Below are 16,392 nucleotides of genomic sequence, written 5' to 3'. Positions count from 1 at the left end.
CTGTCGTGCTCGGCATGGGTGCCGTCGTCAGGTTTTTTCGTTGGCCTTTTGAATGGCTGCATCTAAGGCCTGGCCGCGCCGGGACAACTGCTGTCGAATTTGGGGGCTTTTGGTCAAGTTCTCGGCACGGTCTGCGTAAGAGACAAAGTTGCGCGGCCCACTGAAAAGATACGAGCGGTTCAAACGACCGCGCTTGATAGGAATGGAGTTCTTGGCGACGCCCGACCGCGCGGCAATACGGGCGCGCGCTTTGTCGGCCTGTCGGACCCCTTTGCGTATGCGGTTAAAGAAGCGTGCCACGCCGCCGGCGCGAAGCCGAATGTTCATCCCATCAAAGGTGAGCCCGAGATATTGTAGCGCTGGCGTTGTCACCACGCCGGAAGCGCCGAATGAACACTCTTCGAGTTTCTCTGGTTGCACCTCGAGCTTGATGGACAACACTAAGGACTCGATGAATGCTTTGGCATCTTCGGCGTGCTCTGGTGGCACAACGCATAGCACATCGTCGCAGTAGCGCCTGAACAGACCGCCCCAAATCTGCACCTGGGCTGACAGTTGCTTATCGAACTCAAGCATATAGATGTTGGAGAGTGTCGCGCTCAGGGGCGTGCCTTGTGGAATTCCCTTAGTGTCCTGATGCACGTTGACCCACCCCATGTCCACAATGCGCTGGCGAAACTGCTCAGGCGTGCACACGCGCGTGCGACCCGACGCCTTCGGCGCGTGAACACTGATGCCAAAGGTGGTGTAGAGAACAGTGCGGTCGACCGCGGCGTAACGCGTCAACGACCGATAAAGTGCGTAGTGGTCGGGCGGCAACGATGTCGTGCCAAGCACTTCGCACCAAGTCCGCTTCAGGAGCCCATGGTCAAGGTTGTCGAAGAATCCGCTGATGTCATAAGCCAGCGCCACACATGGTCGGTGCTGGTCAATCCAGGCGAAGGCCTCTTGCGCAAAATGGATGTTGCAGCGGCCATCGCCTGTGCGGAAGGCTGTAACTACCTCTTGCAGGCCCAGCTTCTTCAGTCGGCGCTCGTAATGAGTCGTCAGTTTGTCCGCGTAGTAGGCGTAGAGCGCGGCATCCCGATGTGAGGCGTAGCTGATAGGGCGCCGCTTCTCTTTGACATGGAAGTGGCCGGCCTTTCGCTTCACCTTATGCGTGACCACGGTGTGCGAAATCAAAGGGTAGAACTGCCAGGTTGCGACGCGCGATGGATTCGACACGGCAGCTTTGATGGCGCCGCGCGCAGGTGGCTCATCCAAGTGCAGGTAGTGGCGTCGCCGGAGCGGGTCTAAGCGCATGGGGAGTTAGCTGAGGGAGAGGGTTGCGGCTACCCATACTACCCTCCCTCAGCTTCTGGAATCCCAGGGGACCCTCGACCAGGCCTAGACCACGGTCACCGCGAGTGCAATCACACTGATTGTAAACTGCTCACTGAGGATGATTCGCGTGGACATTGCTGGCCGACTCGTAATATCTCAGCTGCTGGGAGCAATGTGTTCCGGTGGCGGGGAGTCCCCGCTGCCGGTTGACATCGCAACAAGCGCCCACGCCGCCATTGCTTGGCGTGGTGTGACGAAAATAGGGGCGTGGTAGGGCCGAGTCAAGCCGTGGCCCATGGATGGCGGATTAGCCCGGTTGACGCTGCATGAAAGCACCCAGCCTCGCATGCCACTCCTCGGCCTCCCTAGCATTTTTGGGCGCCCCGAAGACGGTCTCCGGATGCCGGCGAAACGCGGCGGTGACCACGGGGCGGTCGAGCCGAATGGTTCGAATTTCAATCCGATTGTTGCCCTTATAACCTCGGTCCGGCTGCCACAGGTGCGTCCACTCGCGGACCTCGTATTTCGAGAGCACCACAGCCTCGCCGTTCGTGTCCCGGACCCAAATTTGGTCCCGAGCGTTCAAAGCCAAATTATCGTGCGCATGGGTCGCGCCGAAATCGTCGGGGACGCGGGGCCGACGGGGCGCCTGATGGCGCACAGTTCGGGTAAAGCCCACCACCGAGCCGAAAGCGGCGCCCAGGCCAGCCGCGTTGGCCCCACCCAGGAAGGGCAGGATGCCGATGCCGCCCAGGAGTCCAGCGGCGAGGGCGAGGCCGGAGCCCCAACCCAGGACTGGGCCTAGTGGCTTTCGGGCGGATAGCGTCCAGACGATGGCGATCACCAGAATGATGAAACCAAACATGGCGGCCTCCGGTCAGCGGCTTCGCGCGGCAGTGTGGCTCTCGAGCACGCCGCGGCGGTCGAAGACCAAGCTCAGCATTTGTCGGGCCGGGTGGTTGCTTCCGCCCGCGAACGGCACGAAGTCCCGGACGGCTGCTTTCGACTCGGAGTAGGAGTAGACCCACATGCTCGTGCCATCGCCCCTGTCCTGCGTGGTTTCGGGTTCGCCGAGCGCCGTCCGAACCTGAGCCGCCGTGGTCTTGCCATCCACAAAGTGGGAGGCCGCTTCAGAATCGAAGGGCCGGCCAGTGGTTGTCGCGCAACCGGCGATGGCCAAGGTCATTAAGCCGGCGAGAGCAACCGAACGAAGACGAGTGAGCATGCAATTCCCCTGTGGTCGTAGTGAGCCACGGCGACCATTTCGCCGTGGTGGGAACGCTAACGTATTCGTCTGCACATTACCAAAACATTTGGTAAATAACGAAAGATTTAGATTCTACGGAAGACACGTAGTTTTGGGCGGCCTCCGGTTTGTTGACCTCGCCATGCCTGCCAAATCCCCGCCGCCTAAGGCTCCCAAGGCGTCCGCGCAGCGGCGAAAGTCGCTCTATCGCCCTGAAAACGCCGCCTTGCTGGCCAGCTTTCGAGAACTCCGGGTGGCAGCGAAGCTGTCGCAGCAGGCGTTCGCCGACCGGCTCGGAAGCAACCAAAGCTTTGTGTCCGCGGTGGAGCAAGGGGTGGTGCGTCTGGATGTGTTGCAGGTCCGCGACTGGTGCCAGGCCGCGGGGGTTTCCATGCAAGCGTGGCTCAAGGTCTTCGAAGCCATGCTTGAGGCCCACGCCGCCCTCCGCAGTGACGGTGAGGGCTCGGAGCGCTAGTTCTTGCCGCGAGGACAGGGTTCAGCCGGCATCCTCCATGTAATCCTTCGCCTACAGACACCGCGAACGGCGGCGCTACAAAATCTGCCCCTACGCGGTGAGTCTGAACTTGGCAAGCAAAGGGGGAGTCGTGCGCAAAACAATCATTTTCGGCAACGGGCTGGGTATGGCCCTCGACCCGAACTATTTCTCTTTGGACCGCGCCATTGGGGAGGTTTGGGCTGACGACGCGATACTGGACGACGTAGGCAAAACGCTGATTAAGAACTGCCTACCGGACCAGACTGATGCACGGCCGCATGGCGAAGACGACCTCGATACCCTTCAAGTGGCGTTATCGGCCTGCGAGTTGCTTTCGCGCATTGGCGAGGACCGAATCCATTGGCTGAGCGAGCACGGCAAGCATTTCCCTGAAGCCATTCGCCGCTTTATTTATCATACCGCGCACAAGTTTCATGGGCACCAACCCGGCCTTCCGGCCGAGTTTATTGAGCCGCTCGTGGATTTCGTGAAGGCCACCCAGTCCCATATTGCAACGCTCAACTACGACAATCTGCTTTATCAGCCGCTCATCGAGAATGAGGTGCTCAAGGGCTACGACGGATACCTGGTCGACGGGTTCCTAAATGCCGGCGGCTTTGCTATTGAGCATGTAGAGCGCAAATACAAAAAAACCTTCGGCTACTACATGCATCTGCACGGCTCCCCGCTGTTCGTCAACGGCGACGACGGACACGCCCATAAAATGCCACAGGCTATCGCCGGAAAGCTCGGGAGCACCGAAAGTTCGCACATCGTGCTGACCCATTTCAAACATAAGCCCACGGTGATTGCGGCGTCGGACGTTCTGTCGGCCTATTGGAAGCTCCTAGAAGCGGCCCTGTTGGAGTCCGATGGCATTGTCATCGTCGGCTACTCAGGGCTGGATACCCACCTCAATGACCTGATTTCCGGATATCCCCAGCTTCCCATCCGCGTTGTGGAATGGTCCGGCGCGGGAAATGCGGGTGCTCGGCACTTTTACTGGGATGGTTTGTTTCCAAAGAGAACGCAGCTGACATCCTTGGATTCCATCCTCAGCTTCAAAGACTGGGGAGCTTAAGGGCGCCGCGTTAATTTTGGACGCCCTCCTTGGACATCCACCTTGCCGGTAGCCTTCATTAGCGACTCTGACGCGTGATCCGTCTTTAGTCCATGGGAATTTGCCAATACGGCCCCTTGCCGTCTCGGCTGTCGAAGTCGCGTCTGGCTTCGCGGACGGCCTCAACGTTTTCCACGACCCAGGTCCAAACGGGCGACATTCGTATCAGCAGGCCCATGCCGAGCGGCGTCAGCTCATACTCCACACGGGGCGGTATCTCGCCAAACTCGCGCCGGACCACGAGACCGTCCCGCTCCATGGCGCGCAGCGTCTTGGTAAGCATGCGCTGTGTTACCCCCGTCATCTGCCGCCGTAGCTCGGCATGGCGCATCGTACCGTTCACACCCAAAGCGTGAAGGATGCCCAAAGCCCAGCGACTGCCCGCATGGGCAAGGACTTCCCGCCGCACACCATCTTCGTCCTCTCCGAGGGTCTGGCAGACGGCTTCGGCGTGGTAAAGCGTCTCCTCATCGGTCATGAGTTTCTCCTGGTATCACGCGTGTGCCTTCTTACGGCAAGTGGCAAATCGTGGAAGCATTTGCGCATCTTACAAGCATAGGTCTTTGTCACCCTCATGACTGACATCAAGCAATTGCCCCCGCAATCCATTCTCGTTCTTGGCGCTGGTGAACTAGGCCTACCGGTGTTGCGCAACCTCGCAAAGGTCGCCACGCGTGCCCCGGGGTCGAGCATCAGCGTCCTCCTGCGGGAATCCACCATCCACACCACCGACCCTGGCAAGAAAGCGGAAATCGACGAACTGCGAGGTCTGGGTATTCGGATGGTCGCGGCCGACCTGGTTAACGATTCCATTGACGAGCTGGCGCCCGTCTTTGGCCGGTTCGATACCGTCATTGGCTGCGCAGGCATGGTCGCGGGCCGCGAAACCCCCATGAAGCTGGCTCGGGTGGCGTTGAAGTCCGGTGTGAAGCGCTATTTCCCGTGGCAGTTCGGCGTGGACTTCGAGGTGATTGGTCGAGGCAGCCCGCAAGACCTGTTTGATGCCCAGCTAGATGTGCGCGAGCTGCTCCGCGCTCAGGACAAAACCGAATGGGTCATCATTTCGACGGGCATGTTCACCAGTTTCCTCTTCGAGCCCGTGTTCGAGGTGGTCGACTTCGAGCATGACACCGTCAACGCCCTCGGCAGTCCCGAGACGAGTGTGACGCTCACGACCCCCGACGACATCGGCGTGCTCACGGCGGAAATCGTCTTCTTCGAACCCCGCTTTCGAAACGAAATTGTCTACCTCTCCGGCGACACGGTGACTTACGGCGAGGTGGCCGGTGTCCTGGAACGCGTGCTGGGCCGCCCGTTCAAGCAGAACGTCTGGACCGTGCCCTACCTGCTGGAAGAGCTGAAGAAAGACCCTACCCACCACATCAAGAAATATCGCGCTGTATTTGCCCAAGGGCGCGGCGTGTCCTGGCCCAAAGCCGGGACGTTCAACGCTCAGCAGTCCATTCCTGTCACCACCGCAGAAGCGTGGGCGCGCAAGCACCTCTCGGGTAAATAGACCCCGACGGCGAGCTAGCCCGGCTAACGGGAAGGGCTGGCTTTGGAGGCAGAAGTCGTGCACCGGCTAGCCCGGGCAGGTGCACTTCTGCTACGTTCGCGAGGTATCGCTTCGGGTACCGCTGCCCAAGTCGATGAAAATGCTGCAGAAACGCCAGTGGCGGGGTTACGGAAGATCTTGATCTTCTTCCCTTCACCCGCTCCACAACTTGCTGTAGCCCTTGGGGCACAACGGTTGCAGGCAATCAGCGATACCCGGAAACGGCGTCCAAAAAGGTATCGTTTGAGGTATCGCCCTCGTGCCAAAGCCCCTTTTTCTGCATCGACCTGCTGGGCTCTACGTCCGCTTCCGTGTGCCTGCGGACCTGCTCGGGGTGGTCGGTTCCCGCTTCCTTGTCCGTCCCCTGCACATGACCAAGGGCGACCGTGCTCGGCTGGTTGCCGAGACCATGGCTGTGGCACTCTGCGAAGCGTTCGGCCAACTCAGACAGGGGAATGTCGTGGACCTGAAAAAAGCATTGGAGGCTGCCCACAGTGTCGGCCGGCGGGACCTGACCCTGGGCGAAGTGGAACTGCCCAATGGGACCGTTTTTCGGAACGTGCAAATTGATACACCGGAAGATGAGCGCCGGTTCCGCGAGCTCATGCGGGAGAGCAACGAGGCATCCGCACCGGAGCCGGTGACTCACGCAACACCTCGTCCTGGCCGAACGAAGAAGGAAGAGATGCTGGCGCACCAGATTGGTGTCCATATCGGCGACCTTGAGCGTGCCGGCCGAGAAAAGAAGGCGGTTCTCGACAGCCGTCATACCCTTCGGCTTTTCGTCGGCATCATCGGCGACAATGCGCTGTCTGCCCTGTCTTCAGACGACTGTCGATTGTTCTTTGATGAAGTCGGATTTTGGCCAAGGAACGCATCGAAGATTCCCGGCAACAAGGACCTGACCGTCAAGGACATCATCAAGAAGGCGAAGGTCGCTGGTGTCGAGCCGCCCGCCGGCCACACCCTGAGCAAGCACCGGCAACGCCTGTCTGCTTTCTTCAATTTCCTCATTGACGACGGCAAGCTTCAGAAGAATCCATTGAAGGGAATCGCGAAGGCTTCGAGTTTCGATACAGATGAGGACACTGGTCGGGCATTTACTCAGCACGAGCTCAACGCCATCTTCGAGCCGGTGGCGTTTTCCGAGTGGTCAGCGAAATATCCGCACTGGTTCTGGGCCCCGCTGATTGGCTTGTTTAGCACTCGGCCGCTCGACAAGGCTGCCGGTCAACGGCAGAGCGGAGGGCCTGGCGGTACTGGAGGGAGTCGTCCTCGCCGGCGTCGCGAGGAGCCTGCTGGACGATACAGCCCTCGTGCGCTGGCTGTCGGGCCATCATCCGTCCGTGCTGGCTGCACTTCACCATGCCAGTGGTTGAGATGCAGGCTGGGTGGTCTGGATCGGCATGGGATTTAGGGAGTTGGCGCTGATACGCCGCTCGCTGTGCGCGTTGACAGGGCATCGCGAGCGTTCGTTGTCGTCAAGTAGGATTTCCCCTACAGACAGGCCGGTCGCCCTCATTTAGGCTCGCGCCCGTCGGGGCGGTACCGCCCCTCAGGGGACTACCATGGACCATTCCACCCGCCTGCGGGCACGCCTAGGCCAGCTTTGCGTCGGCTTTCTCCTGTTGTGCCTTTGGGGCATCGCGGAAGCAGGGCACGCACCCATCATTTTCTACAACGTCCCCAATTGGTACAACGGTGGTTGGGAAAATATCCGATATCAGACCGCATATGATGCGTTTGCAGTCGAGTGGAATGCTCACAACACGTTGTGCATGAACGGTGCTGGGCTCGTCAACAGACTGCTAAGTGTCGATATCGAACACGCCGATGGATATGAGGACGGTGACTCGTATGACGCAAAAATCGCCGTGTATGGCTACATCGACTGTTCGTTCTACCAATATAATGGTTACTCATCATCTGCACGACGATGGGCAATGTGCCCTGGCTCATCCTGGGGTCCGTACAACGCGGATGCGTGGGGGGGGCGATGCCCGGATGCCATGCCGGACCCGGACAAAAGCCGGGGTGCTCCGCAATGCCCGGTTTGCGCGGTCGGTGACCCGGTCAACCCGGCGACTGGCAACAAGTTCGAAACACTGGCCCTGTTCTCTGGGCAGGGAACGTTTCCCATTCGTTTCGACATCACCTACAACGGCGGCCAAAGCGCTCCAATTCTTGGTCCCAATCAGCTCTCCCTTGGCGCACGCCGGGTACACAACTACCAGATGCGGGTTGTTGTCGAAAGTAATTCGACCCTAACTTCCGCCTATGTGCTTCGTCCTGACGGGAAGGTCTATGGGTTTGACCAGAATGGGTCGACCTGGACCGGCGACCCAGACGTTGCCGATACGCTCGATTCGAGCCGAGACGTTTCGGGAAACATCACGGGATGGACCTACACGCGGAGCGACAAGACGCGTGAAACCTATGATGCGACTGGTACGCTTTCAGCCATCACCCGTCAGGACGGACTGGCACAAGCCCTTGCCTATGATTCGCAAGGGCATCTGAGTTCCATCACGGACCCCCAGGGAAGGCGTGTCGTTTTCACCTGGGACACCAGCAACCGCATGGTGGGAATGCAGGACGCGGCAGGTGGGAACTACACGTTTTCCTACGGCGCAAACAACAATCTGGTTACTTTGACGTACCCGGACAATTCGACGCGCCAGTTCATCTATGGCGAGAACGACGGGTCGACCAATTTCGCGGGCGCCAACGACCTGACCGGGCAGCTGGATGAGCTTGGCACGCGCGTCGATACGACAACGTATGCCCAGTATTACGCGACGGTAAGCAGTACGGTGGGAGCCGCAGGGTCGAATCCAACTGCGGTCATGAATGACCCTCATGGCGTCCAGAACAGCACGCAGTACGCTGTTGTCGACAGCCTTGGTGCGACCGAAACGACCACCGTGTCTTACATGTTCGGTGTCAGCAAGCCGATGACGGTCACGCGGACGTGCGACGGCTGCACGACCCAGACCACCACCTACACGTACGACGCCAACGGTCGCATTGCGTCCAAGGTTGATGGCAATGGAAACAAGACATCCACAACATACGATGCGAACGGCTTGTTGTTGTCGAAGGTTGATGCCAAGGGTTCGTCGGACCAGCGGACCACCGATACCACGTGGAATACGGCCCTTCGTCTCCCCCTGGTGCGCACGGTCAAGGAAAACACCGGCAAAGTGGTCAGCAAGGAAGGCTGGGCGTACAACGCAGCGGGACAACCCACCGCCCAGTGCCTGATTGACCCGGCCGCCGCGCCGTCTTACACCTGTGCCCCGACCGGGATGGCCCCTGCCGGTGTCCGCCGCTCAGTTATGACCTACTGCACGGCCGTCAACACCACGACCTGTCCGCTGGTTGGCCTGCTGCTGAAAACCGACGGCCCGCGCACGGATGTCACCGACACCGTGTCCTACGCCTGGTACCCGACCACGGACGAGTCGGGCTGCGCCACAGTGGGTGGTGCCTGCCATCACCTCGGTGACCTCAAGTCGACGACGGGCGGGACAGGGCTTGTCACCACGTATGTGTCGTATGACAAGGCGGGGCGGGTGACTCGCATGAAGGACCCGAACGGGGTCTTGACTGACTATACCTACACCGCCCGGGGGTGGCTGGCGACCAAGACCCTTCGTGCCAACGCGTCAGGTGCGCCCTCGACCCTTGATGCAACCACCACCATCGCCTATGACCCGACGGGCACCGTCCATTCGGTCACGGATGCGGATGGGGTGGTGACCACCTACACGTATGACGCCGCCCACCGCCTGACCGATATCACGGATGGCGTTGGCGCACGCGTTCACTACACCCTGGACAATGCCGGCAACCGCACGGCCGAGCAGGTCTTTGACCCCGCTGGCACCGTGGTTCGCTCCGTGGGCCGCACGTTCAATACCCTCGGCCAGCTGACCGCCTTGACCGATGGTCTCAACCGGACGGTGTTCAACGCGGCCCTTGCCGACAGTTATGACGCCAATGGCAACCTGGTCCACAGCCAGGATGGCCTGTCAGTGCAGCAAAAGCAGGTGTACGACGGGCTCAACCGCCTCGTCAGCACCTTGCAGGACTATCAAGGGAGCAGCAGCGCCACAGCCAACAGCCAGTCTGTAACCAGTTTCGATGCTGTTGACCGTGTAGTCGGCGTCAGTGACCCGGACGGACTTAACACCACCTACGACATCGATGCCTTGGACAACGCCAAAGCACTGCACAGCCCGGACACCGGGACGAGCAGCCTTGGTTTCGACATCAGTGGGAACCCAGTCAACTCGGTCGATGCGGTCAGCATCTCCACGGCATCCACGTATGACGCCCTTGGTCGACGCACCGCTCGCACCTATGCCGACACCACGCTCAACGTCGCCTACAAGTTCGACGAAGCCGACTCCGTTACCAGCTGCACGGGCAGTGTCGGCAAGGGCCGCCTGACCCGGGTCATCGAGGGCAATGGTGGGCTGGTGTATTGCTACGACCGACGCGGCAATGTCGTGAAAAAGCAGCAGACGGTGGGCACCGAGACCCGGACCACCGTCTACACCTGGACGCCCGGCAACCGGTTGAAGTCCGTGACGACCGCCAACGGCACTGTGGTTGCCTATGCCCGCGACGGGGCAGGGCGCATCAACTCGGTCACGGCCACCCCCTCCGGTGGTACTGCAACGACTGTTGCCAGCAACGTCACCTACCAGCCGTTCGGCCCGGTGGCGAGCTACAAGCTCGGCAACAGCCAGACGGTCACTCGCACGTTTGACGCCACCGGTCAGCTCACCGACATCGCAAGCACCGCGTTTTCACTGCATCTCAAGCGCGACGCCATGGGCAATGTCATCGCCCTCGGCGACACGGCAGGTGTGGCGACCCCGGCGGAGACCTACGGCTACGATGCGCTGTATCGTCTGACGGGCGTCAATGCTGCGGATGGCAAGGCGGTCGAGGCGTACACCTACAACAAGACGGGCGACCGGTTGTCGAAAGTCGCGCCCGGCATGCTGACCGGCAGCTACACGTACAAGACCGGTACGCATCAGTTGACCGGGGTTGGCACAACCACCCGCCAGGTCGACGCTCGCGGCAACACGACCGCCAATGTGCTGGCTTCGGGCACCTATGGCTTTGGCTACAACCAGCGCAACCGCCTGACCGTCGTCCAGAATGGTGGCGCAACGGTCGGCAGCTATGTCCTCAATGCGCTGGGTCAGCGAGTCCAGAAGGTAGCTGGTGGGGTTTCCACCCGATTTGATTACGACGAAGACAGTCGCCTGCTCGGTGAAAGCACCGGGGCGGCCACGCGGGATTACATCTGGATGGAGGGACTGCCGGTGGGGGTGGTCGACCGCAACGGAACGGCAGCGACGGTCAACTTCATCCATGCAGACGGTCTGGGTTCCCCGCGCGTTGTCACCAATGCCGCCGGCACGGTGCTCTGGCAGTGGGCGTACGCAGGCAACCCGTTTGGCGAAAAGGCGCCAGTGTCATCCAGCGGTTACGTGCTCAACCTGCGCTATCCGGGGCAGTACTTCGACGCAGAGTCAGGTTTGGCCTACAACGTCAACCGGGACTATGAGGCGGCGACGGGGCGGTATATCCAGAGCGACCCCGTCGGCCTTGAGGGTGGTACAAATACATATGCGTATGCCTTGAGCAATCCGATGCTTCAGGTCGACCCGAAAGGAACATGCATTGAAGATGCGTGTGTAATCGAGGGCGCTGCGGTATACGAGGTCATCTCATGGGGATGGGCGTCGCTGGGTGGTGCTTCCATCCTTTCCATGAGCACAATGTCCAATGTAGACCGGGTACAAAAGGCGCTCGATAGAAGGGAATATACCCAGGTTTGTAAAACACCGCCTCCGAAGACCGGAGACAAGTGCAAGGATGCCAAGGCCAACATCGTCCGCCTCAAGCAATGCCTTCAGCTTCGCGAGGCATACAGTGCAAAGTGGTACGACGATGGCGACCCGGGTCACATGACCGAAATCGCGAATACCCGGCGTGCAATCGAGAAACTCGAGGATTTTGTAAGAAAGAACTGTGGAGACGGCTGTGAAAAATGACGTTGCAGCACTTCTGGCCGAATACGCTGAGCTGCCGGAGTATTCCGAGATGGTTCTCGATGATGTCGGCACGACGAGTCTTTTTGGGGACAAGCCCATCAACATCGCTGCGACACGTGGAATCATGTCTGAGGTAGAAACGCTCCTGTCTGCAGGCGTTGACGTCAACAACAGGGGTGAGCATGGCTACATGCCCCTGCACAATGCGGTGGAACAGGGTCACCTTGACGTGGTCAAGAGGCTTGTCGAGGAAGGTGCTGACCCCAACGGGAAGACGGATGATGGGACAACGCCCATTGAGCTTGCCGTGATGCTGAAAGAACACGACATAGAAGAATTCCTCAAAGCCCTGTCGTAAGGGAGTGCTTCTCTAAAAGCGGTTTGTTGCTCTGATATCAAGGAATGATGGAATTGCGGTAAACCGTGATGTGGACACATCGGGGCCTGCCGCAAGCGGCCCATACCCTTGGGTTTCGGATGCTTTGGCTGGAATCGACTCGTCGATGCGACGTCCCCCCAGATTTGAGTAGTGGCCCGGTTTCGAGTCCAATCCCCCACGAGAAGGAGATTGGACGTGAAGAAGCGTTTTTCGGAAGAGCAGATCATTGGGTTCCTGCGTGAGGTCGAGGCCGGCATGCCGGTCAAGGACCTGTGCCGCAAGCACGGTTTTAGCGAGGCCTCGTACTATCTGTGGCGCAGCAAGTTCGGTGGCATGAGCGTGCCGGAGGCCAAGCGGCTTAAGGACCTGGAGAGTGAGAACGGCCGACTGAAGAAGCTGCTGGCCGAGCAGCTTCTGGAAAATGAGGTCATTAAAGACGCTCTGCGAAAAAAATGGTGAGCGCACCGGACCGGCGTGAGCTGGTGCGCTGTCTGGTCGGCCGGGAGCTGAGCGAGCGTCGTTCGCTGGCGATTGCCGACATGAGCGCAAGCGCCTACCACTATGAGCCGCGCCCCGACCGTAACGTCGAACTCCGCCAGATGATCTGCGCGCTGGCAAATCGCCATAAACGCTATGGCGTGGGCATGATCGATTTGAAGCTTCGCCAGGCCGGACACGCAGTGAATTACAAGCGGGTCGATCGCCTGTATCAGGAGGCCAGCCTCCAGGTGCGGCGGCGCAAGCGAAAGAAAGTCCCGCCGGCCGAAAGGCAGCCGCTGCTTCGCCCGGCGGCTGCGAACGAGGTTTGGTCGATTGATTTCGTGTTTGACCGCACCGCCGAGGGCCGCGTCATCAAATGTCTGACGATCGTCGACGACGCGACGCATGAGGCTGTCGCCATAGAAATCGAGCGAGCCATCTCGGGCATCGGCGTGACGCGCGTCATGGATCGCCTAGCCGTCACGCGCGGCCTACCCAGGGTAATTCGTAGCGATAACGGAAAGGAGTTCTGTGGCAAGGCGATGGTCGCCTGGGCTCACGACCGTGGCGTGCAATTGAGGCATATCGAGCCCGGCAAGCCGAACCAGAATGCCTACATCGAATCGTTCAACGGACGGCTACGCGATGAATGCCTCAACGAGCACTGGTTTCCCAGCCTTCTGCACGCACGCACGGAAATCGAAAACTGGCGCCGTGAATACAACGAGGAGCGACCGAAAAAAGCATTGGGCGGGCTGACGCCCGCCGCCTACGCAAAACAGTTACAGTAAATCCCGGACTCAAACCGGACCGCTACTGAAGGCGGGGGGACGTCGGGCCGTGAGCGCGTTGACCAAGCTGCCGGTTGGGAGTGTCGGTATCACGTGGATATGGGCAGGGACATATACCCTTGAAAAGGCGTCGTACGCATATTGCCGTTGGGCGCCGACTTCAATCGTATGGCCCCTCGGGCGACAACAAATGCCACAGGTACCTCGCCCAGGTCGGTGTCGTCGATTCCGACCACGCAGCATTCTTTGACGGCGCGATGTCTCTCAAGGTAGCTCTCGATCAGGCCGGGTGAGAGGTCCTCGCCACGGCGGATGATCACATCCTCGATCCCTACACCAACACCTATGCGACCGACCCGCTCTACACCACCTCGATGCGGCGCGGCCTCGTCGAACAGAACGGGGCGGAATGGCCCTCATGAATATTCTCCACCATGCGCGCAATGCGCTGGAGCGGGAGGGCGATGTCGGGGTCCGCGGGCACCCGATAGACCAGGTCCCCAACTCGCACTGGAGGGCGGCGATGGCGATCGAGCGCAGCCAAGGGTCGTCATTGCGCGCAACAGCCTCGATGGCGTGGTTCAGGGCGGTGAGCAAGGCGGGCAGGGGGTTGGTCATGTGAATCCGCAGCGGTCGATCGATGGAGAGCCCAATCGGCCGGTCAGGGCGGGGCAAGCGTGGCCCGGGGGGCTGCGGTCCAGACGGAGTTCGGGCTCCTGCAAGAGCCGGTTGAGACCAGACATCGCGTCACTGCCCTGGCGTAGACTGGATGCCAGGGCACAAAAGGTTGGCAAAAGACTCTCCGGCGATCATGGTCGCTTTCGTTCCTCGAGCCCGTACCGCATGCACATCTTGCTACTTGAAGACGACATCGAGTTGGGCGAGGCCATCAAGCATGCGCTTGAGCACCAGTCTTACGCGGTAACGTGGCTGACCGACGGCAGGCAAGGCGCGGCGTCGTTGTCTGACACGGGCATCGACTTGATCTTGCTCGACCTGGGCCTGCCTGGGAAAGACGGCTTGGAAGTGCTGCTTGAAGCACGCCGCGCGGGGGTGAAAACGCCCATCCTGGTAATGACCGCGCGGGATGCGACAGAGTCGCGCATCAAGGGCTTGGACCTGGGCGCAGACGATTACCTGGTCAAGCCGTTTGACCTGGGGGAACTGGCGGCACGTATTCGCTCGCTGACCCGCCGCGCGCAGGGCCTGGTGGACAATCGAGTGGAGGTGGGCAGTCTGGTGCTGGACCTGGCTACGAATGGCGTTACCTTTCGGGGTGAAATGGTAACCTTGACCCGGCGGGAGTTCGCGGTGCTGCGCATCCTGACCGAGCGCGCCGGCCGCATCGTTCGCCGCGAAACGCTCGAAGGGTCGGTCTACGGATATGACACAGTGGTGGATCGCAACGCCATCGAAGTGCATGTGCACTGGCTGCGCCGGAAGTTGAGTCCCGAGGTCATCCACACGGTGCGCGGCATTGGCTACATGATGCCCCGGGAACCCAAGTGACCTCCAGCAGCCTGCGCGCGCGACTCACCTGGCTCATCATCCTTGTCCAGGTGGCCGTGCTCATTCCGCTGGGGACCATCAGCTACCAGCGCGAACTCCACGAGATGAATCAGTTGCTCGATGGGCGTTTGGCCCAGGCCGGGCGAACGCTGGGCACCTTGATTGCCTACGGGCATGGCAACTACGGAGTACAGGATCCGGCGAAGACGCTGCAGCTCGCGACCGAGGCGCAAAAGGGTACCGTCGTCGTATCGGTCCATCCACGCAACTACGAGCCCGAAGTCGGCTTTCAGGCGTATGACCCCCAGCGCAAACTGGTCGCGGCAACCGCCAATCTGGCGGACCTGCCCCCACCGGCTCCTGGGGAACGCGGGTTTCATGAAGCCGAATATAACGGGGTCAAATGGCGACTGTTCACCCTCACCAACCGCTTCGACCTGACGGTGCGGATTGGGGAGCGGGCAGATAACCGGTCGGACATCACCCGCGGTCTCATCCTTGAGCACGCGTTGCCGCTCATCATCGGGCTGCCTCTGCTCGCCGTGTTGGCAGGACTCGCGGTCAAACAGGGACTCAAGCCTCTGGGTGTGCTGACTGCAGTGCTCGCGCAGCGCGAACCGGGCAGTCGCAAGCTCATCTCCATCGACCGCTCTCCCGACGAGATCAAGCCACTGATCGAGACGCTCAATCAGCAACTCGAGCGGTTGGAAGATGCGGTCGAACGAGAGCACCGATTTGCTGGCGATGTGGCGCATGAGCTGCGCACACCGCTGGCAGCCACCATGATTCACATGGAAAGCGCGCTCATTGCCGACGACCCGGCCGAGGTTCAATACACCGTCGGCAACGCGCGGCGAAGCCTGGTCCGCCTGGGACGCCGCATCGAGCAAATTCTTGCGGTCGCGCGTTTGGAAGCCGGGGCCGCCTCACAACACCGCGTCCCTCTGGACCTGGTCATGGTGGCCACCGAGGTCATCGAAGAGTTGGCCCCCGTCATCGCGGAGAAAGACATCTCCCTGAGCCTCAACCACGAAGAGCCCGAATTGTGGGTGTCGGGCCATGAGGTCGCACTCACGGCGATGTTTCGCAACCTGATTGAAAACGCACTCCGTTACACCCCGGAGCGTGGCCAGGTCGATGTGGCTGTGTGCCGCCTGGACGGCAAGATCCTGATTGCGGTCTCCGACGACGGGCCCGGCATTCCCAAGGACCGCAGGGAGGCTGCCTTTCAACGTGGCTACCGTGGTGCGGACATGAAAGAGCCGGGCTACGGCCTTGGGCTCAGCATCGTCCAGCGCGCGGTAGAGCTGCACGACGGGTCCATCGCGCTTCTGGAGGCCCCGTCGGGCAATGGACTTCTGGTGCACATCCTGATGGATCCGCTGACCGACGCCGCGAGTAAACGCTGAGCGC

14 protein-coding genes and 1 pseudogene are annotated in these 16,392 nt (G+C 60.5%); 10 read left to right on the top strand and 5 right to left on the bottom strand.

Annotated elements, in window-relative coordinates; genetic code table 11:
• Positions 1 to 27: 27 nt before the first annotated feature.
• The 3 genes from drt2 to J2X57_RS05490 all read right to left on the bottom strand — a co-directional run bounded on the left by drt2 (position 28) and on the right by J2X57_RS05490 (position 2,548).
• The gene (gene drt2, locus J2X57_RS05500) at positions 28 to 1,302 is read right to left on the bottom strand and encodes an antiviral reverse transcriptase Drt2 (protein ID WP_309864751.1); all 1,275 of its coding nucleotides are present in this window, start codon (positions 1,300 to 1,302) and stop codon (positions 28 to 30) included.
• Between the two features lie 328 nt (positions 1,303 to 1,630).
• A complete protein-coding gene (locus J2X57_RS05495) occupies positions 1,631 to 2,188 on the bottom strand; it encodes a hypothetical protein (RefSeq protein WP_309864743.1) in 558 nt (185 codons plus the stop codon).
• Between the two features lie 12 nt (positions 2,189 to 2,200).
• Complete coding sequence (locus J2X57_RS05490; protein WP_309864741.1) at positions 2,201 to 2,548, bottom strand: outer membrane protein assembly factor BamE; 348 nt, start codon at positions 2,546 to 2,548, stop codon at positions 2,201 to 2,203.
• Positions 2,549 to 2,711: 163 nt separating this feature from the next.
• On the opposite strand from J2X57_RS05490, the gene J2X57_RS05485 reads away from it, so the two are divergent.
• Positions 2,712 to 3,044 (top strand): helix-turn-helix transcriptional regulator, encoded by a 333-nt coding sequence (locus J2X57_RS05485; protein WP_309864739.1) that lies wholly within the window; start codon positions 2,712 to 2,714, stop codon positions 3,042 to 3,044.
• Between the two features lie 130 nt (positions 3,045 to 3,174).
• Positions 3,175 to 4,146 (top strand): hypothetical protein, encoded by a 972-nt coding sequence (locus J2X57_RS05480; protein ID WP_309864737.1) that lies wholly within the window; start codon positions 3,175 to 3,177, stop codon positions 4,144 to 4,146.
• Positions 4,147 to 4,231: 85 nt separating this feature from the next.
• On the opposite strand, the gene J2X57_RS05475 is transcribed toward J2X57_RS05480, so the two are convergent.
• Positions 4,232 to 4,663 (bottom strand): helix-turn-helix domain-containing protein, encoded by a 432-nt coding sequence (locus tag J2X57_RS05475; protein WP_309864736.1) that lies wholly within the window; start codon positions 4,661 to 4,663, stop codon positions 4,232 to 4,234.
• A 96-nt stretch (positions 4,664 to 4,759) separates the two neighbouring features.
• On the opposite strand from J2X57_RS05475, the gene J2X57_RS05470 reads away from it, so the two are divergent.
• From J2X57_RS05470 to J2X57_RS05450, 5 genes and pseudogenes are all read left to right on the top strand, one after another.
• On the top strand, positions 4,760 to 5,701 hold the full coding sequence (locus tag J2X57_RS05470; protein WP_309864734.1) for an aromatic alcohol reductase: 942 nt from the start codon (positions 4,760 to 4,762) through the stop codon (positions 5,699 to 5,701).
• A 298-nt stretch (positions 5,702 to 5,999) separates the two neighbouring features.
• Entirely contained in the window at positions 6,000 to 7,157 is a 1,158-nt protein-coding gene (locus tag J2X57_RS05465; RefSeq protein WP_308846180.1) for a DUF6538 domain-containing protein, read from the top strand.
• Positions 7,158 to 7,308: 151 nt separating this feature from the next.
• The gene (locus tag J2X57_RS05460) at positions 7,309 to 11,820 is read left to right on the top strand and encodes an RHS repeat-associated core domain-containing protein (protein ID WP_309864732.1); all 4,512 of its coding nucleotides are present in this window, start codon (positions 7,309 to 7,311) and stop codon (positions 11,818 to 11,820) included.
• The gene (locus J2X57_RS05455) at positions 11,810 to 12,178 is read left to right on the top strand and encodes an ankyrin repeat domain-containing protein (RefSeq protein ID WP_308846182.1); all 369 of its coding nucleotides are present in this window, start codon (positions 11,810 to 11,812) and stop codon (positions 12,176 to 12,178) included. The genes J2X57_RS05460 and J2X57_RS05455 overlap by 11 nt, the downstream gene beginning before the upstream one ends.
• A 276-nt stretch (positions 12,179 to 12,454) precedes the next feature.
• Positions 12,455 to 13,499, top strand: a pseudogene (locus tag J2X57_RS05450) (IS3 family transposase).
• A 60-nt stretch (positions 13,500 to 13,559) separates the two neighbouring features.
• Here the strand turns inward: J2X57_RS05450 and J2X57_RS05445 are convergent.
• The gene (locus tag J2X57_RS05445) at positions 13,560 to 13,790 is read right to left on the bottom strand and encodes a hypothetical protein (protein ID WP_309864729.1); all 231 of its coding nucleotides are present in this window, start codon (positions 13,788 to 13,790) and stop codon (positions 13,560 to 13,562) included.
• 98 nt (positions 13,791 to 13,888) lie between these two features.
• On the opposite strand from J2X57_RS05445, the gene J2X57_RS05440 reads away from it, so the two are divergent.
• The 3 genes from J2X57_RS05440 (at position 13,889) to J2X57_RS05430 (ending at position 16,388) form a co-directional block, all read left to right on the top strand.
• Positions 13,889 to 14,092, top strand: a complete 204-nt coding sequence (locus J2X57_RS05440; RefSeq protein ID WP_156108678.1) for a hypothetical protein — start codon at positions 13,889 to 13,891, stop codon at positions 14,090 to 14,092.
• A 221-nt stretch (positions 14,093 to 14,313) separates the two neighbouring features.
• Entirely contained in the window at positions 14,314 to 14,979 is a 666-nt protein-coding gene (locus J2X57_RS05435) for a response regulator (RefSeq protein ID WP_043695902.1), read from the top strand.
• Positions 14,976 to 16,388, top strand: a complete 1,413-nt coding sequence (locus tag J2X57_RS05430) for an ATP-binding protein (protein ID WP_036110256.1) — start codon at positions 14,976 to 14,978, stop codon at positions 16,386 to 16,388. Before J2X57_RS05435 ends, J2X57_RS05430 begins: the two co-directional genes overlap by 4 nt.
• Positions 16,389 to 16,392 lie beyond the last annotated feature (4 nt).

This window comes from Luteibacter sp. 1214 (assembly GCF_031455395.1).
GTDB classification, from domain to species: Bacteria; Pseudomonadota; Gammaproteobacteria; order Xanthomonadales; family Rhodanobacteraceae; genus Luteibacter; species Luteibacter mycovicinus.
This window is presented reverse-complemented; position numbering and strand designations above follow the sequence as displayed.